This is a genomic window from Pseudomonas sp. MB-090624 (assembly GCF_003205245.1).
Taxonomy (GTDB): domain Bacteria; phylum Pseudomonadota; class Gammaproteobacteria; order Pseudomonadales; family Pseudomonadaceae; genus Aquipseudomonas; species Aquipseudomonas juntendi.
Genome location: NZ_QJRK01000011.1, coordinates 98,825 through 120,061, shown reverse-complemented (window position 1 = coordinate 120,061; position 21,237 = coordinate 98,825). Strand labels below are relative to the sequence as shown.

The window sequence follows — 21,237 nt, the reverse complement described above, 5'->3', positions numbered from 1 at the left end:
GCTACCTGGACGATGGGGCTGTGCCCATCGACAACAACCAGGTCGAGAACCAGATACGGCCATGGGCACTCGGGCGCTCGAACTGGTTATTTGCGGGATCCCTGCGCAGCGGTAAGCGGGCTGCGGCAATCATGAGTTTGATCCAGTCGGCGCGCATGAATGGGCATGATCCGTATGCCTATCTCAAGGATGTACTGACGCGGCTGCCGACCCAACGGGCCAGTGAGATCGGACAGTTGCTGCCGCATCAGTGGGTGCCGGCCTGACTTACGCAAGGTGAGTTCGCCGGACGCTTACCTTCAGAATCCATCCTGGATTGATCCAGGCAGTCGTCGCCCCCGAAATCCAGTATGAGCTTAATACCTCTCATTCAGAACCTGGTGGTAATCGAGTGTTGCAAACATTGCGCAGGGGCGAGGAGTGGATATGTGAAGAGTTGGCAGCTTCTCTGTTGGCCCGGTTGGAGCAACCCGTTGAGCAACTAGAGGCACTTCAACTCGCTCTCACACTCATCCAAGATTCGTCGATCACTAATGACGCAATAGCCGCGCTAGCAAGCAAGCGGGCAGTGGAGGAAGAGCACAATTTAACGGTCGCACCAACCTGGTATGCAGTGTGGATTGGTACTCAACCCTCACTCGGCATACCGGCGCTGGCAGCTCGTATCGATTCACTGACGTCCGAAGAAGAGAGGGCGAAATTCGCAATGCTCTCCCTCATCGCTCTGGTTGGCAGCCGTACTGCCAGTCGCTGCAGACAGAAGTACAAAGCTGTTGAACATGCCAAGGCGCTGTATCTGCTAATGCACAAGTATGTTCGCATTGCAGACGACATCGATCGTACCGACGGAGGAGTGTATTCACCCGGCCTGCGTGATGATGCCCAGCATGCTCGTGACGGACTTCTCGCCATCATTCGAGAGACACCAGGTAAAGCTTCATTTCTAGCCCTTCAGGAGATCGCACAGGCTCACCCTGCAGAGAGCCTCCGACCGTGGAGCGCGTTTTATGCGCAGCAGAAAGCTACCGCAGACGCCCAAACACCTCCTTGGGGCCCGGATAAGGTCATCGATTTCCAGAACAACCTGGAAAGCACGCCCTCTACACATCGTGAGCTCTGGAATCTTGCAGTCGACCGCCTTCTGGATTTGAAGCATGATCTCGAGGACAGTGACTCAGGCTATGCCGAGATACTGCTGAAGACGAATCAGGAAACTTCGATCCGTAAATTCATCGGCACCTGGCTGAGAGATCATGCGGCTGGACGCTACGTCGTTCCTCAGGAAGAACAGTTAGCCGATGACAAGCGACCTGACTTCAGAGTGCAGAACAGCGACTTCTACGAGCCCGTACCTATCGAGCTGAAGCTCTCTCAAAACTGGACTGGCCCAGAGCACTTTGAACGGTTGGAGAACCAGCTGTGCGGAGATTATCTGCGCGACATCAACTCGAGCTGCGGTATCTTTTTGCTGGTGAACCATGGTGGTCAAGCCACATGGGCGTCTCCAAACGACGGCCAAGTAAAATTCGAAGATCTGGTTACCACTTTGCAGGACTACTGGCTGGATATAGCTCCAAAATTTCCAAACGTTGAGGACATCAGGGTCATTGGCATCGACCTTACCAAGCGTGGTGGGCAGGCTTCTGCCAAAGCTGTCGAAGAGAATCGAGCAATGGTAAAACAACCCAATGAATGAACCTGTTGATGGGCTCATGGAAGGAGAGCGCCAAAGGCGGAGGCTCCTTTGGGCACTTTCCGCCTTTCAGCCGGGCGACCCCAGAGCGACCGCTTTGCTTGACCAGCTGGACGCGCTTGAGCGGGATCTGGGTACAGTCGCTCATCCTTGTAAACATCTCCTAGACTTGGTCAAAACCTCAACGCACTCCTCAGGGCGCAAAGTTTTTGACGAGCAGACCCTACCATCGCCTTGGCGCGAGCGATTCGATCAAGCGAGCATTGGTTCGACACGGCTAGCTGTGGGCCCATACTGGGCCGACCTTGAAAAATTTGTAGATGAGTGGCAGCGCGAGATGACTCATCTACAGGCGCACCGTGACAGATTGAGGCCCCTCGGATAATCAAGCGCCAATCGACGACTGCATCTGCCTTTGGCTTTGAAGCTGATGAGACGCTTTCATGTTGCTGGAATCGTGGGCGTGACTGTTGACGAGCTATCGGGACTACATGCCGCCTTGGTCACCGTTGTAACGTAGTTTCTGGAATGTAACGCCACCGATGTTACATTCCAAAAACTACGTTACAACATGCGCCTGCCGGGCATTCCAGGCCGGTGTACGAAATGATTTCACACCAGTCGCATCGCTGGCGTGACCGGAGCGATCGCGCCATAGAGATGAGCCGTTTCCAGGACATCAAGCACCTCATCATCAAGCTTTCCGTACCACATCAAGGCAAGGGTCTGCTTGGCGGCAACCTCCAGCGGTGCCAGGTTGCGTTACTTCCATTGAAGGCAACTGACAACCCCGTGAGAAACGCCATTCGAAGAGACCTCAACGTCTACCTCAACCTTAGATAACGGTGATCTGAGCATGATGGTTCCTCTCCCTGTCGGTAGCTTGAAAGGTGACAGCGGGGAGGGCAGAGAAAAATCCGACGAAAAAACAATATCTTATACCTATACTCTTTGCGGGAAGCAGGCAGATATGGCTGGTCTAGCTGTCGGATTTTGGCTCATGTTTGCGATGCTGGGGGAGACGAAGACTCGGTAGGCTTCTCGACTCTGCAGTACCTGATCACGAATTTCTTCCGGGTCGATCGCCATGCCTCCGCCGGGGGTAGTACGGAGGGTCTTGAGCTGATTGAGCGCCTGGATGAACCGACGCTCGTCCTCTTTCTCCGCTTCTGACCTATTGTCCGGGAAGATCCAGTCGCAGAGTCGATTGAGTATTTTCAGCATGCCTGAACCATAGTCGGATACGTGGATAAGCGAATGGTAAAGGGCCCAAGCCTGCATGGCCATGGCTTGCTTGAACCTGGACGCAACGTCATTTCAAACACCTTCGGAAAGGGTGCAGATGTCAAAGGCGCATGCTGATCTCGCTATGGTAATTTCAGTCGGCTGAGAAGGCCGCTTATGCAAGGGAATTCGTGTGGGCAAGATTTGGATTGAAGGCTTCATTGAGAACCTTTTGTCGGCGACCTATCGGTGATATGTACATCCCAAAGCTGACGGCGAGGTGAGGTGATTTCACGTATTGTAAATTTCGTCATCTCTGGAGTTCCGCCTCAACTAATTGCGGTTTATTGTGGGCGGGATGATAGAAGTCTGACGACAATTTACTCAAGCGCTGACTGGCTTCCCGATCACATAGATAGGCGTCCAATTGCTGGGGTAGTTTCTCGATTTCCAGGTCGCCGTGAATCTCTCCAGTCCCAGTATATCTTCGGTGACATAAAACAGCGCGTAAAATTTTGTATAATGAGGATGTTTCCCATAGCCTACTACGTCGTCACTAATTTCCGCAAGTGCAGAGTCTAAGTTAGCCTTGGTTCTGGATAGCTTAACCTCTATTCCTATGCCTAACTCCTCAATGTAAATATCGCAAAAGTATTTCTTATTAATTTTTGGATGCGCTACGCTTGAGCCTATGGTTGTGGGGAATGTGATCTGCAGGTAGTTTTTTAGAGCATCTTGTATGCATTTTTCTTTTTTTATTACAGTTTTAGTTGCTGCGCAGACTTGTACAGTTGAGCGCAAGACACGTTCTAAGATGGCTATCTGTAACTCATTTTGGGTTAGCGTGCCGGATCCATAGAAATTCAGCCCTCTGAGAAAGCTTTTTATTTCGATTAAGTGATTGTTCGCGTGTTCACCTGTTTCATGTATGTAAGCCATGGCCCTAGCTGCGCTAATGGCGTCAAAATCTTCTCCAAATTTTGAATAAAATTGCCTCAATAATGAATCCTTTTCAAGGAGGGATAGATAGGCGATGATCGCTATATGAAGCTCGTTAAGTTGCGAGCTCAAATAGTTTTCATGTTCCTCTTCTTCTTGACGGAGTTGGAGCGGGGGAGGCGTTTCGCCATTTTTTATCTCCCAGTTCACTAGATCGATCTGGAGGAGAGCTAGCGGCTGAACCAGTTGCTCTGCGCATTCGATCATGTTGAGAATAAGTGACTTTTGCTCCATCTTGTCCATAATTGCTCTTGGCTTTGAAATAATTGCTTATGGGGTTATTGTGCTAGGTGCTGAAGGTATTCTACTGTGCAATTGCTCAAACCACCTCAAGTTTGGCAAGATTCAAAAATATTATAGGGGACGAGCGGTGGCTAAATCGGGCGTGCAAGACGTTGCCGCCTCTCGCTCCTGCGTCTAGGCTTTACGAGCGATATAGGTGCACGTTTCCGAACAGACCACCCCGCAGCATCTTGGGAGCCATCATGAGCAAAAATCCAGAAATTTTCGTGTTCACCCGAGAGTCGCTTCGACAACGAGACCTACAGGTGGCCGCGAAGGCCCACCAGGTTACTGTGATCAGTACCTTACGTAAGGCTGCAAGCATGAATTCTGGGCAGCTTGTCCAGGCCTGTAGCAACGGCGGCAAGAGCCTCTACTGGGAGCAGTCCAAGCTGGAGAAGTTTGTCGATTCGCTTGATTTGGAAGAGTAGTGCCTACGCGATGCTCATCTGGAGTGGTCTAGGCTCTGTACGTAAAGTCTTGATACTCGGTGGTGCTGCGTTGAAAACAGCCTCGGAATGCTCATTTACAACCCGTAAACGCTGCTTCCTCGGCTGTTTTCGCCTTGCCTGACCTTCTTCCCAAGACTTTTCATACAGCCCCTAGCCTCCGATGACCCGATTGCAGCGGTGGTAGTGCTGGTATCGGCTCAACAGTCATGCCCTTCGAATGTCGATGAGTGGCTTCACGAAGTCGGCGTCTTGGCGCCCAATCAACAATTGGGGCAGTTGCCAACCCTTACAGATGAGCTCAAAAGCAGCTGTCAAATCTGTAGCCTCAGCGAGCGTGTGGATTCGATGCTGATGTGAAGCCACTACGGTTGCAACCACACAGGCTTTGCCATGGAGTACGGCTTCACTAGCCTCCATCGGAATAAGTCCCCCACCTTCACGCTATGGCCGGTCGCCTACACAGAAAAGCTAATCGACGTCACCCACATCCTCAGAGCCCGTCGCGCTGGCAAGGACTACAACGAGTTTTTTGGCATTGCTGCATCGTTGTGCAAGGCTCTCGATTGGCAGTACGAGCGTGAATGGCGCTGGGTGATTCCTGATGACGATAGGAGTGTCGAAGGTTTCAACCGCCCAGCACCTCTAAAGGCCGTGCACTTGGGGGCAAGAATCAGCGATGCTGATGCCTTGGGCATCTTGAGAATCTGCAGTGAGATCGACATACCGGTGTTCAAGGTGATGCTCGAGTCTCACGAGTATCGTATGGTCTCGGTGCCTACCAGCTTGGAAGATTGGTGTTCGATACATGGGCGGCAGCAGGGCAACATGCCCTGGTAGTCTTTAACCTTGAGGGAGAGGCGCATGGACGTGAAGTGGGAACCATTGGTGGTGCATAACAACGGGCTGGGCGTGCTTCGAGGCCGTGTAACAGAGGACGGGAAGCTGCTCGTGGAGAACACTCTAGAAGCCAAACTCAGTGGCTTTATGCCTGGACGTTTACGTCCGATAGGCGATGTTCTGAGAAATCCTGAGAATGCACTCATAGTCGCGGGCCCAAAGGCTTTCGCGGGTGAGTGGCTGTGTGCAGGTCAGGACAATGAAAACGCAACCCCATCAACCCATGCGGCGTTCATTTTCTTCCGAAAAGAGGGATGACGGGCTGAGTCCGCTGTGCTTCTGCTGGTGATGCGAAAAATAGAGGTTGCCCACGTCAAACGCCCGGTTTCTAGGGCGTTTGACGTAGTCTTCAGATGTCCACTTGGTCAGTCGCGGCTCCAGCCGTGAATGACGTAGTCAACAGCTACGATTGCAGCAGCATCCGAGGCAACTCGGTGGAATAGATCATCCTTCTTGTCATCACCGAAATCGCTAATACCGCGAATCACCAGTGCTGGAACCTTCAGCTTTTCGCAGGCGTCGACTACACCATAAGCTTCCATCTCGGCCACGCAGGCCTTGTCGTGAATCTGCTTCAGGCGAGCAAAGAACGCGGCATCTCGGATGAGTTTCTCTCCGGACACGATCGTTGCCGTGGATACTTTGAATCTTGGGGCGACTTCGCCAGCTGGCGAGTCTTTCGGCATGCTCACTCCCATCATTGCAGCTCGTTCCTGCAGGCGATCGGAGAGTGATGCGGAAGAAAAATACGTGCTGAGATCCTGCAACGTCGCCATGTCAGGCCGTTGCATTTCAGGGCGCGCCGCCAGGACGCCATCTGCCAGCGCGGCAGCGCTTTCGTAATACACAACGCGCTCCGATACGATGGCTTCACCCAAAGTCATCTTCCCTCGCAGGCCGCCAGCGATGCCCATCATCAGCACCTGTTTAGGCCTCAGTTCAGACACGAGCTGGGTTGTGATGTTACCGGCATTGACGTTACCCGCCGAGCCAAGCGACGCGATTGCGCATGTGACTGGGCCATCGTTCCTGTCCAGGATCGTTGTCCAGTAGTGAATATGATTCGCCGACCGCCGATGCGGCGTCTCATCTTGAATTTCAAAGGCGAGCTTGGCTGCGGCCAGTTCTACAGACAAGGCTGTGAGAATCAGAACGTCAGGAGAACGGGAGGCCTGTTCAGCTTCTCTCTCTGCTTGGAACAACCCTACAGTCATCTCTGCTAGCTCTTCCAAGGAGAAGATCGGCTCCTGCAGCGTAAATGTCTCCAGATCAGCCTTCACCTGCTCCCCGGTGATCGGGAACATCGACAGTGGGTCACTGAAGAATGCCTTATGCAAGCCGATCGCCCCGGCACCATCATCGCTGAAGCCTCCGAGCTGCAGATCGAAGGGCAGAACGGGTAGGCGCTTCTTGCGCATTTTGTGCGCTCGGTCGGAGACTCCCCGGCCTCCACCGATGGCAATCATGGCAGTGGCCACATCGACTTGCTCATCCCCGATGTTGCCGCCGGTCACAAGGTCATCATCGATATAGATGATCTCAGCGAACTTCTTAGCCTGCAGTCGCCGAATGAACATCCGCTGTTCTTCGGACATTTTGTCCGACATGGCTTTGAGAGATGTGACGATCTTCAGCTGGCGTGCCGGCGTGTAATTCGAGGCGAGCGCGCTTGCCTCGTTAGCTACCGTCCAATCGAAGGTCAGCAGGTCACCATCATCATTTTTGGGTTCACCGGCAAGGTACACAACAAGTCCGCCATTAGCGTCCAAGATGCTTTTGGTGAGCGCCCGGGTGAAGGCGTGGGCCCGATCGACGAATCGCTTCTCCGTTTTGGGAGAGATGCTGCCCGCAATCAGAATGAAATCATTTTCAAGGTTTGCCATCGTGACAATTCCGGTAGCTAAGGTGTTAAGTGTTGGCTGATTTTCTAGGTGTTAATACTGGATGAGGTCATTGATCTCATCCCTATTCTTCAGGGCCAGCTGGATGACCTCGGGCCTCTGATCGGCTTGGTCTTCATTCAGGTTGAGCTGGAACAGGAGGTACAAGAGAAGGGCTCGGCGACACTCCACGTGCATCTCACCGTCCTCCATCAGAAAGTCGGACTCGATCAATTTGCGCTGGGCGGGGGTAAGGCCTGGGTGTGGAGTGAGAACTACATCCACCATGGTGTTCCAGGCGTAGTCTTCATCAGCCCGATCCCGATCTTGCCCCGCATATTTGCAGTGTCTGATACGGGTCAGAGAGAAATCCCGGAAAGCCTTACGTTTGTGGCAGTACGCTCGAACGTGCCAGCGGTTACCGTCATGCACCAAGGCATGAGGCGACAGCATCCGCTCACCGCCTTCAGGGTCGGTCAGGGATTGGTAGAAGACATCGACAAGTTCGTTCTCGCGAATCGCCCGGAGAATTACCCCAACGATGTCTGCGTTCAGGCGACGGCCTAGCTTGGGCACGGCTGCGACAGGCGATTGCCAGCCCAGGAAGCTGCCGTAGGGGATCCCTGGCTGAACGGCGACGCGCAGTAGGTCATCCAGATAGCGCTCAACTGAAGTGGACGAGAAAACCGCTTTGAATGTGTCGGTCGCCTTGTAGACCCTGGCCCTGGTGTCGTACTCCAAGTTGCTCTCTGCGAGCTTCGAATACTCAGTGATGTCCAGCGAAGCTTGTGGCACCGAGATGCCAAAGAAGTCCGTGAGGCTGCTTCGGTTGATCTGGCCATCCCACCGCAGTCGATAGTCGATGAATTCCAACCGACGTTCCTGGCCCCAACGTGCTCCTTGCCGTCCCTTGCTCGTGGGTTGGTCGTCCGTGGGTTTGGACTCGTTTGTCATGATCGAACCTCAATAGCGTCTAAATACTAGACTAGCGTAAAAAGTACCCGTATAGTAATTCTACGCTAGCAAGCTGAGGTTCGCAATTTCCCTTTGCTGGATCCCCTAGGGGTTGACGGATGGTGCGAGGGAGGGGGTTGAACTGCAGTGAGCCGTAAGGGTGACCCAGGCCTTTGCCTCGAGTTACCGCGCCATCTCATCCGCCGGCATGTGGTGTAGCTGCTGGTAGGGATGCTTTGCGACTAACACAACATTTCTAGGAGGGGATGGCACATGCCGCTCACCAACACTCAGATCAAGTATTACGACAGTAACGTGCTGCGCCTGCCGAAGGAGAAGCGGGAGACCTACAACGCCCAGGTCGACCGGTTGATCGCAGCGCTGAAGGACAGCCTGAAGAAGCAGGACAAGATCACCATCAAGAAGGTGGTGAAGGCTGGCTCCTTTGCCAAGCACACCATCCTGCGGCCTAACGCCCAGAACCCCGCCGACGTGGACGTGGTTTTCTACATCAGTGGCCAGAAGGTGGATGAAGAGACCTTCGCGACCCTGAGCCAAAAAATCTACGACGCGCTGGTCAACCTGTACCCCAATAAGTCTGTTGAAGACTTCGAAATCCAGCGGAAGGCTGCGAAAGTGACCTTCGTCGGTACCGGGCTCGAGGTGGATATCGTTCCGGTCATCGAGAACCCGAACAAGGAAAACTATGGCTGGCAGTTCGACCGGATTGACGGCTCGAAGACTGAAACCTGCGCACCGTGTCAGGTGAATTTCGTGAAGGTTCGGAAGGATGAGGATCCGGACTTCCGCACCTTGGTGCGCCTGGCTAAGCGCTGGCGCACTTGGAAGGAGGTGCCGCTCAAATCCTTCCACATCGAGCTGATCATGGCCCACGTGCTTGAAGTGAACGGCAAGGCTGGCTCGCTGGAGAAGCGCTTCCGGGACTTTCTGCTGTACATCGTTCAGTCCGGGCTCAAGGAGGTCATCAAGTTTCCTGAGAACGGCTGGGTGCCTCAATTCAAGGACGCAGCAGTGATCATCGACCCGGTATCCGACACCAACAACGTCGCGAGCCGCATCACCGAGGATGAGCGCAAGGAAATCGTTCAGCTGGCCGAGGAATCGTGGGAAACCGCGCACTTCGCCTCGATGGAGGATGACTTCGAGGTGTGGAAAGAGCTGTTCGGTAAAGGCTTCAAGGTGGAGGACGCAGCATGAGTTCTACTTCCACCCAAACCAGCACCTTCACCACGACTGATATTGAAGCGGTCATGCGGCGTATCACGGCCGACCTCGTGATGATCGCTTCCAGCAGCGGCGCGATCACCGAAGCCGAGGCTCGTCAGTGGGGGCACGACATTGAAGTTCTGGCCAAGTATGGCTACCTCGAGTATGTCGATATCACCTTGTTGAGTTACGGAGTCGAGTACAAGGCTGCGCGATTCTACGTCAATGAGTCTGGCTCGCTTGCGAACCAGCGGCCAGGAAATGCCCTCTGGCCAAGACTCTCGAACCCTGAACTGCGGATCGTTCTCGGCACCGTTGACGCCTACGATGCGAATGCTCAGGAAAAGATGGCCAGCAAAATGAAGTGCAGTTGGTCGACCAGTTACGCGGACATTTCTCACTCTCAGCTGACCCAGAGTGGTGGGCGTGAATACTCCAGCAATGGCTACGGCATGGAACGTAAGGACTACACCCGATGAGCACTACCTCCGTTTTTGACTCGGCCATTGAGCTGCCGGATATCCAGCTGACTGATCGCGAGAAAGTGTTGCTCGGGTTTGCCGGCCGCTATGAGCGTGTGCAGAACCAACTCCAACTGCTGCTGAACCAAGGTCAGCTGTCCGAGTGGAGCAAGCAGCATCATAAAAGTGTGCTGCCGATCTGCAACCTCGTAGCCGATCAGTACCCCCTAGTGATCTTCCATGGCGACGTCGGTACCGGCAAAACCGCAACAGCGGAGTGCATTGCTAACCGTATCGTCCGGGATTCGCGTGCTGAGGACTCGGTGCTGTTCAAGCTGAGCAACCGCGTTCGTGGTTCCGGTAAGGTCGGCGAGATGGGCACGTTGTTGACCCAGGCCTTCGCAGAGGTTGCTGAGGCTGCAGGTAAGAAGCGCCGGGCAATTCTGATCATCGACGAAGGTGACTCGATTGCGGCCTCCCGATCGCAGAGCCAGAGTCACCACGAAGACAAGGTGGCAGTGAACACCTTGATTCAGGGTGTCGATGAGTTGCGTAAGTATGGCGGTCGCATTGTGGTGATCCTGTGCACCAACCGGCTTTCCGTGCTGGATGCGGCCCTTCGCCGTCGTGCTGCCATCGTTGAAGAGTTCACTCGCCCGGATGCTGCGGAGCGGAAGGAGCTGTTCAGCATGGATTTGGCTGGCATGGGGCTTTCGGACAAACAACTGACCGACCTGGCAACTGTCACCGGTGAGCGCAACGGTCAGCCTGCTTGGACTTACTCTGATATCCGGACTCGCCTGTATCCAATGGCAATGGCGAAAGCGTTTCCGAATCGCCCACTGGACTTCAAGGATCTGACCGAGTCCATTCTTTCGATGCGTCCTTCTCCAGTGATGGAAGATAAGTAATCGACCAGGCGTGTGCACGGTTCAATGATTCGGTGGGGGAGAGGCGAACTGCTCTTGCCCTCATCGAGCCTCGTTTCCGATCATTCCAGGCGTTTTGGTGTCTGCTAATGGACGCTGTGGTTGCCAGCCAGGCAGCTGCTCAAACGGAGTAGTTATGAAAGCCGACAAAGAAATTTTCGTCTCCGTAGATATCGAGGCATCAGGCCCCATCCCGGGCAAGTACAGCATGTTGTCGATCGGCGCGTGCCTCACCTCCAACCCTGAGGAGCAGTTTTCTTGCTACCTGAAGCCGATTTCTGAGGAGTTCGTTCCTGCGGCTCTGGAGGTTACGGGTTTGTCCTTGGATAAGCTGCGCGAGGAGGGGATGGAACCCGCTGAGGCGATGTCACAGTTCAAGGCTTGGGTTGAGTCTCTTGAGGGCGCAGACCAGTCCGTAGTGTTCGTGGGGTTCAATGCATCCTTCGACTGGAGCTTCGTGAATTACTACTTCCACCTGTACCTCGGTGAGAACCCATTTGGCATCGCCGCGTTGGACATCAAGTCGATGTTCTTCGGTACCGCTCAGTGCACCTGGAAATCGACTCGGTCGAGTGAGATCGAAAAAATTGTGAGTCCTGAAAGCTCTGGCAATCACGATGCGTTGGACGATGCCGTGTACCAGGCGGAGCTGTTCAATTTGATTCGAGAGAAGCTGGTAGCTAGTAAGCGGTCATAGGCTTTTCTGGAAGCGCTGCTCGGTACCCTATGGTTACGTTTACTGGCAAAGCTCAACCACTTTCCAGGCTTGCAGAGCCAAAAAGCAAGTGTGGTAACCGGGCGCACCCGAGTGTTACCACGGATTAGGTAGCCTCGGGTGCGAGGGCTTTCAGTGGCTTTTAAAGAAGCCCGGCCTGGTTGTGATACTCGAAAAATTTTCGAATGATTCCAGAAAGCCGGGAGCTGGGTTCGGCTCTCAAAATGCTTCGGCATGCCTTAACAAAGCGATCACCCACATCGCCAAAGTCCTGGTATGCAGCCTTGTGAAGCACGAACTGCATGCTTTGATTGAAGATCATTTCAAGGTTACGACCGTTGGCCTTAGAAATCTCAGCTTGGTACTCAGTTGCCTTGATGTGCTTGAGCAGATGCTCCTCAGCGTCGCCCCACCCTTGGGTCTTGCGGATGTGAGAGCATGCCTCGGCAAGGGTTGTTGTGGAGGACAGGCGCGCATATGCGGCGTTCAACACAGCTTCCACCTCAGGGCGAATCGGCCGAGTGGATGGCCACTGTGGAGGTACTAGCCCGTCGGGATGGGCGGCGTCTAGAGCTGTCGACCAGGAAGATAAAAATTCTTCGCTCAATTCCGGGCCGCCTGTAAGCTCCTCTGACAGATCCATGAGGTAGCTGAGAGTCGGTGGCTCGATAAATTCTGCGCCTGGAACCAAGCTGCGTAGCTCAGCTACCAGTTGCTCTGTAGTGAGCTCGGGATACCAGTTGTAATGCTGAATGAACTGCGCGACGCCCTTGCCTGAAATCAGCAGCCTGCTGTCGTGTCGGTAGCGCTCGACCAGATCTTGGACTGCCTGTGTATCCAATAGCCCAGTACGAAGAACCTCAACGACCAGTTTTTCGAACTCACCACAGCTGTAGATACCCAAGTCGCTCAGCAGTGAGTCCCACTGTGCATGCTGAGCATCATCTTCGCTTTCATCTTGATCGCCTTGCCGCGCTCGGATGGCTCTGAGGGTTGCCGATACCGTACCGTTATAATCAAGTAGGTACTCGAATGTAGGGCCATCCGGAAGCGATTTAAAATGAATAGTGCTCAGTAGAACTACTGAGGGGATAACTTTCTCGATAACCTCGGCTGGAAGGGGGCCGTGCCCCTCGAGCAGTCGATTGGCGACGCGGATGATTTTGCAAAGGATTCGAATGTTGGTGACGCCGCAGGTGACTGTGGCCTTCTCCAGTGCTTCCTCCCATTCGGTTTTGATGATGCCTTTGGCTATGCCGAACGCTTCTGCCGGAGATGTGTCGAGCCGTAGCTCCTGATCGATTACCTTTTCTCGGAACTGCTCCCAGATTTTCTTATCCGTCAGCTTATCATCGTTGAGCACGAGCAGTACCCGACATTTGTGAACTTGGACGCACTCATCAATGAAACCGAGAATTTCGTCAATGTGCAGCTTGTCGTGCTTGCGCTCAATGTCATCGATAACAAGGAATTTGTTCTTAAGGAGAGTGGGTAGAATGACAAGGGGGAGGTTGTCCATCGCGTTAAAGCTACGATGTAGTCCCTTAGCTAGCTTAGTGAGCCCTTCGAAAGCTTCAGTAATTTGAGTAGCGACACCCTTGTCAACAAGTCTCGGCATTAGGGCGTAAGCAACCTTCGTCTTCAGGTCATTAACTGAACTCACCCCAAAAAGTGAGATGGCAGCTGCTTTTTTTATCGTCTCGTCTACCGAGGTGTCACGAACCTGCTGCCAAAGGTGCGTCTTGCCTGTGCCCCATTTGCCTGTCAGAGCAATGACTCGATTATCCTGAGAAGCAAGGGTCAGCAACAAATTGTGCTTGCAGCGTTCGATGGTCATCTAAACTCCGAATAATATAATGCGTCCTTGTGTAGTGAGGTGGTGGCGGGCTCAAGAATTTCAAGTGTCTCAAGGCGAAATTTTTTGCAATGATGTGGAGCGTTGAATGTCAGGAGGATTTTATGAGTAACCGAGAAGCGGTTGTGAGCTCGAAAAGCAAGGGGATTTTTAAGGCTGCAAACTGGAAAAAAGAAGGTGACGGTCTTTTGGTGGCGGCAAAGGCACTGAGGCAACAGTGGTTATTGAATAAAGAAGAAGTTATTAAGATTATTGCTGATCAGAGCCCTAGGTCTTCTGAGGTATTTATCAAGGACTCCGCTCTGGCTCGGTCATCAATGTTGCTGCTTGGCTATGCGGTTGAAATGTTCTTGAAGGGCGGGGTGGTCAAACTTTATTCACACTGTCCAGAAGACCTGGTTGAGCGTGTAGTTCGCAAACTCGGACATGACTACGAGTGCATGGCCGAGCGGCTGGATATAAACCTTGAGCCTGATCAGTTAAAGCAATTGAAAGATCTGTCTAGAAGTGTCGTTAACGACGCGCGATACCCAATCACACCTTCACTGGGTACAGACTTTTTCGAACAGACCAACCAAGTCACCCGATTCAACAATCGACAGCCAAACTTTGAGAGCCTAGTAGGGCTGGTCGAGCAGATACGCGATTTCGCTCGGAAGATTGACTCGGACAGTTCCAATCCTGCCTGGTTTCAGCATCGCTGGACAGACTGGGGTTACGTGGTTGCAAGGTCGGGTGGGAACTTGCCTCCTACCATCGTATTTAGACATGAAGATCAACTGGTAGGGTCTGATTTGCGCAGTGCAATCGAAGCAGTGGTAACGCTATCTGCAGACTTTGATTGCTTTCAGATTTACGAGGACAGGGGTAATGGTAGAAGTCGTCGATGCGAGCGGTGGAGTCTGTAGGAGTGAGTGGTATGAGAAAAACTATCCGGCATATAAGTTTGCGCCACACAGGTTTCTCGTGATGGCAATTCTTCTGAGACCGAGACACTCAAAGCTTTTCGTGCTTCAACACTGGGGTCGTGTCTGTCTGGAAAGTTACTAACCGTATTTTGGCGATAAAAATTCGCTCAGAACTACCGTTAGGGGAGTACGGTAGAGGTGGTTTTTCTTATTTTTTGGTGGCAAAACCCTTTAGATAAATTTTGGGGATTTCATAGCTTTGGTGTCTCATGATTTTTTTAATCTCTTCTGCCGAAAGGCTAGAGAGTTCGAGTGCATATGCTTTTGCCACGGCCTGTCTCGATTTGTGGTCGGTCAGCTGATGGAGGTGGTGAGAATATGAGGTTTCTGTATTGTCGTATTTCATTAAATGCCTCCAAGGTGAGGGCTCCATTAAAATGGCTTCATGGTGGGCGCGTCAAGAGGTTTAGGAATTTTTCGTGATCGGTCAGATATATTAAGAGTACGCTATAAATGTACTCTTAATAATCGTGATGTTGAGTTTTTGGTTTGACATTTCCCTTGGGATGCTCGGCGCATTGGTGACATTTGCGCTGCCGTCAATTCTTCAAGAAATAGCGGGACTTCCTATTCCCGGCTTGATCTAGCTTCACGTTAGGTGCTTGGTATAGGGGCGAAGAAGAAAGGTGCCACGTGGATAGGCAGCTGGAAATTGGTGAAAATTGACACCTGGCTTTCCAAAAGGTTGGCACTACACGTTGGTGCTCCCTTCGAGAGTCATCGTTGGGCATGGCGCGGCCGGCGGAGCCGGCTGAGTCATTTCTACAGTGGTGAAAATGATTGGGCGACAATGGAAATTGAGCCTGTGGTAGGGACGTCCACAAGGGTCAATAGGCAAGCGTCATGACAGGGCTTCAAGCGCTGCGGGCCTTGAAATAAGGCGCAACTGCTAAGGTGCAACGAATTGCATCTTGTGAGACGGCAAGGCTTCAGAAATGGGGTTTCGTTGGAGGCCGCGAATTATTTGGTGTTGACAGCTGAGGTGGGTGAGGTCATCATGTCGTCCAAGGAAAGGGTAATAGGTTGAACCAGATATAACCGTTCGAATCTCTACGCTTCCGCCATATTCTTCATCAAAGCCCCTGAAAATGGGGCTTTTTTGTGGGCGATGGTTTTTTGCCTCATGCTCATGCCAGCATCGGCGGCGCCGGCTGCTCCTGTAGATTGCAAAGGGCCGCCGGGCTGGCCAGGGCATTTCAGCCCCGGCCAGCCCGGCAAAGCGGCCCGGTGCAGGCGCTGCTAGGTTGACGAACCCAGGTTGCCTGCAGGGGCTGCACGGCGCACGCTACATACGCCCCAGGTCAGCCCCAACACAGCCGCGATCACCGATGCCGATAGCACGCCAAGTTTGGCTGCCCCCAGTGAGCCGGGGTCGACGAACGCCAGGTTGGCGATGAAGATCGACATGGTGAAACCGATACCGGCCAACAGGCCCACCAGCGTGATGCTGCGCCAGTTCACCCCGGCGGGAAGCGCGCACCAGCCCAGGCGTACCATCAACCAGCTGACGCTGATGATGCCCAAGGGCTTGCCTGCGACCAGGGCGACTACCACGGCGATCATGACCCATTGTGGGCCCGCCGCAGACAGGTCGACCCCAGCCAGGCTGACCCCGGCATTGGCCAGGGCAAACACTGGCATGATGCCGTAGGCTACCCAAGGGTGCAGCGTGCCTTGCATCCGCACCACCGGCGGCAGCAGTTCGCGCTGGGCCAGGCGCAGGCGTTTCAGTGGGTCGATGAGTTCACTGGCATCGCGCTCTGGCGCTTTGGCGCGGCCCAGCAACTCGTTGGTGAAGCGGCTAATGGCGTCCAGAGGGCGCTCACGCATCGGCATGGCGGCTACCGGGGTCATCAGCCCGAGCACAACGCCGGCGAGGGTCGGGTGGGCACCGGTCAACAGGATGCCTAGCCAAACGATCGCACCGGGCACGATATAGGCGTAGGCCGATCCCACACCAATCTTCTGCAGCGCGATTACCATCAGCAGGCCGATCGCCGCGACGCCGAAACCGCTGTAGTCGAGGCCGCCCGAGTAGAAGACCGCGATGATCAGCACAGCGATAATGTCATCGATGATCGCCAGGGCAAGCAGAAACACACGTACGTTGGACGGAATCGACTTGCCCAGCAGGGCCAAGACGCCTACCGCAAAAGCGATATCGGTGGCCGTTGGCACTGCCCAACCCTGTTGGTCGGCTGGCGAATGAACGATACCGAGGTAGAGAAGCGCCGGTGCGGCTACGCCGCCGACCGCAGCGGCCATGGGCAGCATGGCCTGGCGCAGGCTGGCCAGGGCACCCTCGTGGATTTCGCGGCGGATCTCCATGCCCACCACCAGGAAAAAGATGGTCATCAGCCCATCATTGACCCAGAAATGCAGCGACTGCGCATACACGTGCGAGCCCACGCCGAACGTTATCGGGGCGTGCCACAGGGCTTCATAACTGTCGGCGGCAGGGGAATTTGCCCAGACAAGGGCGGCGATAGCGGCAACCAACAGCACGATGCCACTGACTGCTTCGATGTGCAAAAAGCGTTGAAGGCTGGCGAAGGCGCGCTCGGCCAGTTTCTGGGCGCGAGGCAAATCTGTTTTAGGCATAGGCGCAAGTACTCCCGCATGGCGGCCCGACCTGCGCTGTTCTTTAACCTGCCTCACTGCACCATGCAGCAGACACCCGGGCGCTAGTCTACCGAATAACCGCATTCAGATGAACCCGAATACGGTTATCGATCATTTGCCGCGAGGCTGCCTGTACAGCGGGCGCCTGCGCTCGATCACTGGATCAGTGGCACACCGCTGAGTTTCTGCAGTTCATCGAAGTCGATGTCTGCGCATATTTCGATCACTTTCAACCCATCAGCCGTAACTTCCAGCACTGCCAGGTCGGTGTAGATACGGCTGACGCAACCAATACCAGTCAGCGGGTAGGTGCATTCAGGCACCAGCTTGCTTTCGCCTGTCTTGGTCAGGTGGTCCATCATCACGAACACCTGGCGCGCGCCGGTGGCCAGGTCCATCGCGCCGCCCACCGCCGGGATCGAACCCTCGGCGCCGGTGTGCCAGTTGGCCAGGTCGCCCTTGACCGAAACCTGGAAGGCACCCAGTACCGCGATGTCCAGGTGGCCACCGCGCATCATCGAGAACGAGTCGGCATGGTGGAAGAAAGCGCCACCGGTCAACAGCGTCACGTGCTGCTTGCCGGCATTGATCAGGTCATCGTCTTCTTCGCCCGGGGCCGGGCTAGGGCCCATGCCCAGCAGGCCGTTTTCGCTGTGCAGGAATACTTCCTTGTCACCCAGGTAATTGGCCACCAGGGTCGGTGCGCCGATGCCGAGGTTTACGTAGGCACCTTCCTGAATGTCTGCGGCCACGCGCTGGGCCATCTCGGTACGGGAGAGCTTTTTGGTGATGGTCATGGCAGGCCTCATTCAGCGGTGGCAAGCGAAGCAGCGCTGGTGCCGGTGACGGCGACGACGCGCTGGACGAAGATACCCGGGGTGATGATGTGTTCCGGGTCCAGTTCACCCAGTTCGACAACCTGGTCGACCTGGGCGATGGCCGTCTTGGCGGCCATGGCCATGATCGGGCCAAAGTTGCGCGCCGCCTTGCGGTAGACCAGGTTGCCCCAACGGTCGCCTTTGTGCGCCTTGATCAGCGCAAAGTCGGCGTGCAGCGGCATTTCCAGCACGTACATGCGGCCGTCGATTTCACGGGTTTCCTTGCCTTCGGCCAGCAGCGTGCCGTAGCCGGTCGGCGAGAAGAACGCACCAATGCCCGAGCCCGCTGCGCGGATACGCTCGGCCAGGTTGCCCTGGGGTACCACCTCCAGTTCGATCTTGCCGGCGCGGTACAGTTCGTCGAACACGTACGAGTCGGACTGGCGCGGGAACGAGCAGATCACCTTGCGCACGCAGCCGGCCATCAGCAAGGCTGCCAGGCCGATCTCGCCGTTACCGGCGTTGTTGCTGATGATGGTGAGGTCGCGGGCGCCGGTGGCGATCAGGCCATCGATGAGCTCGGACGGCATGCCGGCAGTGCCGAAGCCACCGACCATGATGGTCGATCCGTCGGTGATCCCTTCCACCGCGCTGGCGATGGACTCGTACGTTTTATTGATCAAGGCGAGCTCCTGGTTGTTCCTGGAGTTGGAGTTGTCGGGCTGGCCGGCGCCTGTAAAGCGATTGGCCTGTCAGCATGTGCAATTGCTTGCTGACTTTGGCCATAGCGTGCCGCAAGACAGGGCTACAGTAGAGGGGGTTTGGCGGAATTCGTGCGATTATCGAACTGTTGTGCGATCTGCGAGCACCCCGAACGGCGGTGCAGTCGCGTGCGCTCAGGGGCTTGGCGCCTCCCTTTGCCCCTGCATGGTGCAATCCGCCACCAGACTGGCGTGTTTTTGCACCCTAAGCGGGCGGGATGCGGTGGTAAACCGTGATTCTACCCCGATGCCTCTATTGGCCTGCGACTTGCTATCAAATTGCCATTCGATGTCGCTTATGGTGAAGATAATGTCGCTTTCCAGTGCTTCTATGCAGTTGTCATCCCAAGAGAAGGGCTGGCTGCCCTGGTTTGGCAGAACCGGCAAGTTCAGCATGGGCTGGGCATGTCACTTGAACCGGGCAAATTATCCGCAAATCGAGCAAACCTTCGAGGCCATTGCCCAGACCCGCGTCCGTTTGCTGCAGGAGTGGGCGCACGAACAATGGGAGCACCTGGCCGAGCTGGCCGAGCAACTGGCCCCCGGCTTCGACCGGCTGTGCAGCGCGCAATTGCAGGACAAGCTGGCCCAGGCCGAGGACTTCTCCGAGCTGTTCGTCGTCGACCCCACTGGCAAGGTGCTTGCCTCGACCTGGCCGCAACGGGCAACAGCGCCCATCGAGCACACCCGTGCGCTGGCGCAGGGGCTGAAGGCGCCATTTTTGCACGGCCCCTATTGCGACCCGCTGACCTTGAGCATCGGCCCGTCCTCTTCGAGCTTTCACGATGAGGTAACCCTGATGTTCTACCAGCCTGTGAAGGTTACCGGCAACGTCGTGGGTTGCCTCTGTGGTCGCGTACCCAACGATGTGCTGGGCGATCTGATCCAGCGCGAGGCCGGGCATATTTACGCCGAATCGGGTGACAACTACCTGTTCATGGCGCAGTCGCGCTTCGACCCGACGATCCAGCCGGGTACGGCGTTGTCGCGCTCGCGTTTCGAGGATGCCACCTTCACCCACGGCGAGAACCTGAAAAACGGCGTTCACACCGCGTGGGGCACCGTGCAGGTGCAGCGCCATACCGAGCTGGAGCTGCGTTTCACCGACCCATCCACCCGCGAGCTGCACCCGGGGGTACGCGAAACCATCCGTTGCGGCGCCAATGTGTTCGTTACCTACCCCGGGTATTCCGACTACCGCCATGTGCCAGTGGTGGGCAAGGGCGTGACCTTCCAGCTGCCGGGCTCGCCGGACCGCTGGGGAATGATGTGCGAGGCAGACCTCGAGGAAGTGTACCGGCGCCGCTCGCTCAGTTATGGCTTGATGAAGCCCTACCTTGCGACGATGGTCGGCCTGTTCGGTTGCAACTACCTGGTGCAGCACTACGCGGGCCTGCCGCAGGGCCTGAACGAGGTGGTCGAAGCCTTGGCCATGCTCGCCGCCGCGGTGCTGTTCGGCATGCTCGGGCCGCGCCGTGTGGCGGCGCGCCTCAATGGCATGAGCAATGTGCTGCGGACCATCGCCGAGGGTGAGGGCAACCTGCGCCAGCGGCTGGATACCCACACGGTGGGTAACGATGAAAGCGGCGACATGGCCCGCTGGATCAACAGCTTCATCGACCGCCTGGATGCAGTGATAGGGCAGGTGGTCAAGGCCAGCCACACGGTGGGCGTCACCAACCAGATGATGCTGGGCCGTAGCCAGGATGCCAGCGTCACTTCGGCTGACGTGGCCGAGGCCGTGCATCAGATGATGATCATCATGGAAGAGCAGTTGGGCGAATTGCAGCAGGCCTCGGTCAGCGCCGAGCAGATGAAGCAGGCCATGGACGAAGTGGTCACCCGCGCCCGGGAGCAGTTCCAGGCGGTGCAGGCCGGTACGCAGTCGATCCGCGACGTGGTGGCGCGCTCGTCCTCCAGTGTGCAACGCCTTGACAGCCGCATGGTCGAGATCGACAACATCACCGGGTTGATCAGTGACATTACCAACCAGACCAACCTGTTGGCGCTCAATGCTGCGATCGAGGCGGCGCGCGCTGGCGAGCACGGCCGTGGTTTTGCCGTGGTGGCCGACGAGGTGCGCAGCCTGGCGGCGCGAACGGCGCGGGCTGCCGATGACATACGCACCATGGTCGAGAGCCTGCAGGGTGAGACCCGTCAGGCCGTGAGTTTCATGGAGCGGGGCGTGCAGGACGTGGACAGCAGCCTGCGCCTGGCCGAGGACGCCTCGTCCGAAAACGTGCAACTGCACCAGGCGGTGGAGGGTATGTTCGCGATCATCCAGCAGCTCAACCGGCGCAGCCTGGAATATGGCAAGACCATCGAGCAGGTCAACCAGTCTTCCCACGAGATGCGCCAGACTGCGGTGGTGTTGCAGAGCAGTGCGCAGAAGGTGCGGGTGGATGCCGGCAAGTTGCAGAAGCTGGTCGGGCAGTTCGAGACCAGCGAAGAGGGCAAACGGGCGGCTGCCGCTTGAGTGCCGAAGCCGGCCAGGGCTGTT

Annotated in this window: 20 protein-coding genes and 2 pseudogenes; 12 read left to right on the top strand and 10 right to left on the bottom strand. The window is 55.5% G+C overall.

All coding sequences use genetic code 11. The annotated features are described in order from the left end of the window. The 3 genes and pseudogenes from DMX12_RS08630 to DMX12_RS08615 form a co-directional block, all read left to right on the top strand. A partial coding sequence (locus DMX12_RS08630; RefSeq protein WP_146226820.1) for a transposase domain-containing protein occupies window positions 1-266 on the top strand: 266 nt, incomplete at its 5' end. A 32-nt stretch (window positions 267-298) separates the two neighbouring features. Beyond that, window positions 299-1,696: pseudogene (locus tag DMX12_RS08625) on the top strand (hypothetical protein); the annotation flags it as partial. A 603-nt stretch (window positions 1,697-2,299) separates the two neighbouring features. Continuing rightward, window positions 2,300-2,536 (top strand): hypothetical protein, encoded by a 237-nt coding sequence (locus DMX12_RS08615; protein WP_110677154.1) that lies wholly within the window; start codon window positions 2,300-2,302, stop codon window positions 2,534-2,536. Between the two features lie 99 nt (window positions 2,537-2,635). Here the strand turns inward: DMX12_RS08615 and DMX12_RS29870 are convergent, their stop codons facing one another. Together DMX12_RS29870 and DMX12_RS08605 are read right to left on the bottom strand one after the other, a co-directional pair. Beyond that, window positions 2,636-2,980, bottom strand: a complete 345-nt coding sequence (locus DMX12_RS29870; RefSeq protein ID WP_232108497.1) for a hypothetical protein — start codon at window positions 2,978-2,980, stop codon at window positions 2,636-2,638. 321 nt (window positions 2,981-3,301) lie between these two features. After that, window positions 3,302-4,159 carry a hypothetical protein gene (locus DMX12_RS08605; RefSeq protein ID WP_110677152.1) on the bottom strand — a complete coding sequence of 286 codons (858 nt, stop codon included), beginning with the start codon at window positions 4,157-4,159 and terminating at the stop codon, window positions 3,302-3,304. 242 nt (window positions 4,160-4,401) lie between these two features. On the opposite strand from DMX12_RS08605, the gene DMX12_RS08600 reads away from it, so the two are divergent. The 3 genes and pseudogenes from DMX12_RS08600 (at window position 4,402) to DMX12_RS08590 (ending at window position 5,805) form a co-directional block, all read left to right on the top strand. Next, window positions 4,402-4,629 (top strand): hypothetical protein, encoded by a 228-nt coding sequence (locus tag DMX12_RS08600; RefSeq protein WP_110677150.1) that lies wholly within the window; start codon window positions 4,402-4,404, stop codon window positions 4,627-4,629. Between the two features lie 390 nt (window positions 4,630-5,019). Next, a pseudogene (locus DMX12_RS29865) lies at window positions 5,020-5,487 on the top strand (DUF2971 domain-containing protein); the annotation flags it as partial. Window positions 5,488-5,511: 24 nt separating this feature from the next. Continuing rightward, window positions 5,512-5,805, top strand: a complete 294-nt coding sequence (locus DMX12_RS08590; protein ID WP_110677148.1) for a hypothetical protein — start codon at window positions 5,512-5,514, stop codon at window positions 5,803-5,805. A gap of 107 nt (window positions 5,806-5,912) precedes the next feature. Here the strand turns inward: DMX12_RS08590 and DMX12_RS08585 are convergent, their stop codons facing one another. Continuing rightward, complete coding sequence (locus DMX12_RS08585) at window positions 5,913-7,430, bottom strand: purine phosphorylase (protein ID WP_110677146.1); 1,518 nt, start codon at window positions 7,428-7,430, stop codon at window positions 5,913-5,915. A 51-nt stretch (window positions 7,431-7,481) separates the two neighbouring features. Further along, window positions 7,482-8,300, bottom strand: a complete 819-nt coding sequence (locus DMX12_RS08580; RefSeq protein ID WP_110677144.1) for a WYL domain-containing protein — start codon at window positions 8,298-8,300, stop codon at window positions 7,482-7,484. Between the two features lie 354 nt (window positions 8,301-8,654). On the opposite strand from DMX12_RS08580, the gene DMX12_RS08575 reads away from it, so the two are divergent. From DMX12_RS08575 to DMX12_RS08560, 4 genes are all read left to right on the top strand, one after another. Further along, window positions 8,655-9,599 carry a CBASS oligonucleotide cyclase gene (locus DMX12_RS08575; protein ID WP_110677141.1) on the top strand — a complete coding sequence of 315 codons (945 nt, stop codon included), beginning with the start codon at window positions 8,655-8,657 and terminating at the stop codon, window positions 9,597-9,599. Next, window positions 9,596-10,087 carry a hypothetical protein gene (locus DMX12_RS08570; protein ID WP_110677139.1) on the top strand — a complete coding sequence of 164 codons (492 nt, stop codon included), beginning with the start codon at window positions 9,596-9,598 and terminating at the stop codon, window positions 10,085-10,087. The genes DMX12_RS08575 and DMX12_RS08570 overlap by 4 nt, the downstream gene beginning before the upstream one ends. After that, window positions 10,084-10,980 (top strand): ATP-binding protein, encoded by an 897-nt coding sequence (locus tag DMX12_RS08565; protein ID WP_028692343.1) that lies wholly within the window; start codon window positions 10,084-10,086, stop codon window positions 10,978-10,980. The genes DMX12_RS08570 and DMX12_RS08565 overlap by 4 nt, the downstream gene beginning before the upstream one ends. A 154-nt stretch (window positions 10,981-11,134) precedes the next feature. Beyond that, window positions 11,135-11,695 (top strand): 3'-5' exonuclease, encoded by a 561-nt coding sequence (locus DMX12_RS08560; RefSeq protein WP_028692342.1) that lies wholly within the window; start codon window positions 11,135-11,137, stop codon window positions 11,693-11,695. A gap of 160 nt (window positions 11,696-11,855) precedes the next feature. Here DMX12_RS08560 and DMX12_RS08555 read toward each other — a convergent pair whose 3' ends face one another. Next, the gene (locus DMX12_RS08555; RefSeq protein ID WP_064491913.1) at window positions 11,856-13,550 is read right to left on the bottom strand and encodes a P-loop NTPase fold protein; all 1,695 of its coding nucleotides are present in this window, start codon (window positions 13,548-13,550) and stop codon (window positions 11,856-11,858) included. 122 nt (window positions 13,551-13,672) lie between these two features. Between DMX12_RS08555 and DMX12_RS08550 the strand changes: the two genes are divergently transcribed. Next, window positions 13,673-14,476, top strand: coding sequence for a hypothetical protein (locus DMX12_RS08550; RefSeq protein ID WP_064491912.1), 804 nt, complete (start codon window positions 13,673-13,675; stop codon window positions 14,474-14,476). A gap of 208 nt (window positions 14,477-14,684) precedes the next feature. Here DMX12_RS08550 and DMX12_RS08545 read toward each other — a convergent pair whose 3' ends face one another. The 5 genes from DMX12_RS08545 to DMX12_RS29455 form a co-directional block, all read right to left on the bottom strand. Then, a complete protein-coding gene (locus tag DMX12_RS08545; protein ID WP_177411253.1) occupies window positions 14,685-14,882 on the bottom strand; it encodes a hypothetical protein in 198 nt (65 codons plus the stop codon). A gap of 893 nt (window positions 14,883-15,775) precedes the next feature. After that, window positions 15,776-17,137 (bottom strand): Na+/H+ antiporter NhaA, encoded by a 1,362-nt coding sequence (gene nhaA / locus DMX12_RS08540; protein WP_110677135.1) that lies wholly within the window; start codon window positions 17,135-17,137, stop codon window positions 15,776-15,778. 176 nt (window positions 17,138-17,313) lie between these two features. Continuing rightward, the gene (locus tag DMX12_RS08535) at window positions 17,314-17,955 is read right to left on the bottom strand and encodes a 3-oxoacid CoA-transferase subunit B (RefSeq protein WP_110677133.1); all 642 of its coding nucleotides are present in this window, start codon (window positions 17,953-17,955) and stop codon (window positions 17,314-17,316) included. An 8-nt stretch (window positions 17,956-17,963) separates the two neighbouring features. Continuing rightward, on the bottom strand, window positions 17,964-18,659 hold the full coding sequence (locus DMX12_RS08530; RefSeq protein WP_009682100.1) for a 3-oxoacid CoA-transferase subunit A: 696 nt from the start codon (window positions 18,657-18,659) through the stop codon (window positions 17,964-17,966). Window positions 18,660-18,872: 213 nt separating this feature from the next. Then, entirely contained in the window at window positions 18,873-19,133 is a 261-nt protein-coding gene (locus DMX12_RS29455) for a hypothetical protein (protein WP_177411249.1), read from the bottom strand. On the opposite strand from DMX12_RS29455, the gene DMX12_RS08525 reads away from it, so the two are divergent. After that, window positions 19,027-21,213: a methyl-accepting chemotaxis protein gene (locus DMX12_RS08525; RefSeq protein WP_371928253.1), complete on the top strand. Its 2,187-nt coding sequence runs from the start codon at window positions 19,027-19,029 to the stop codon at window positions 21,211-21,213. The two genes, DMX12_RS29455 and DMX12_RS08525, sit on opposite strands and share 107 nt — an antisense overlap. Window positions 21,214-21,237: the final 24 nt, after the last annotated feature.

Coding starts and splice junctions, on each gene's coding strand:
- DMX12_RS08615 (WP_110677154.1), top strand. CDS start 2,300: ATGATTTCACACCAGTCGCATCGCTGGCGTGACCGGAGCGATCGCGCC.
- DMX12_RS29870 (WP_232108497.1), bottom strand. CDS start 2,980: ATGGCCATGCAGGCTTGGGCCCTTTACCATTCGCTTATCCACGTATCC.
- DMX12_RS08605 (WP_110677152.1), bottom strand. CDS start 4,159: ATGGACAAGATGGAGCAAAAGTCACTTATTCTCAACATGATCGAATGC.
- DMX12_RS08600 (WP_110677150.1), top strand. CDS start 4,402: ATGAGCAAAAATCCAGAAATTTTCGTGTTCACCCGAGAGTCGCTTCGA.
- DMX12_RS08590 (WP_110677148.1), top strand. CDS start 5,512: ATGGACGTGAAGTGGGAACCATTGGTGGTGCATAACAACGGGCTGGGC.
- DMX12_RS08585 (WP_110677146.1), bottom strand. CDS start 7,430: ATGGCAAACCTTGAAAATGATTTCATTCTGATTGCGGGCAGCATCTCT.
- DMX12_RS08575 (WP_110677141.1), top strand. CDS start 8,655: ATGCCGCTCACCAACACTCAGATCAAGTATTACGACAGTAACGTGCTG.
- DMX12_RS08570 (WP_110677139.1), top strand. CDS start 9,596: ATGAGTTCTACTTCCACCCAAACCAGCACCTTCACCACGACTGATATT.
- DMX12_RS08565 (WP_028692343.1), top strand. CDS start 10,084: ATGAGCACTACCTCCGTTTTTGACTCGGCCATTGAGCTGCCGGATATC.
- DMX12_RS08560 (WP_028692342.1), top strand. CDS start 11,135: ATGAAAGCCGACAAAGAAATTTTCGTCTCCGTAGATATCGAGGCATCA.
- DMX12_RS08555 (WP_064491913.1), bottom strand. CDS start 13,550: ATGACCATCGAACGCTGCAAGCACAATTTGTTGCTGACCCTTGCTTCT.
- DMX12_RS08550 (WP_064491912.1), top strand. CDS start 13,673: ATGAGTAACCGAGAAGCGGTTGTGAGCTCGAAAAGCAAGGGGATTTTT.
- DMX12_RS08545 (WP_177411253.1), bottom strand. CDS start 14,882: ATGAAATACGACAATACAGAAACCTCATATTCTCACCACCTCCATCAG.
- nhaA (WP_110677135.1), bottom strand. CDS start 17,137: ATGCCTAAAACAGATTTGCCTCGCGCCCAGAAACTGGCCGAGCGCGCC.
- DMX12_RS08535 (WP_110677133.1), bottom strand. CDS start 17,955: ATGACCATCACCAAAAAGCTCTCCCGTACCGAGATGGCCCAGCGCGTG.
- DMX12_RS08525 (WP_371928253.1), top strand. CDS start 19,027: ATGTCGCTTATGGTGAAGATAATGTCGCTTTCCAGTGCTTCTATGCAG.
- DMX12_RS29455 (WP_177411249.1), bottom strand. CDS start 19,133: ATGCTGAACTTGCCGGTTCTGCCAAACCAGGGCAGCCAGCCCTTCTCT.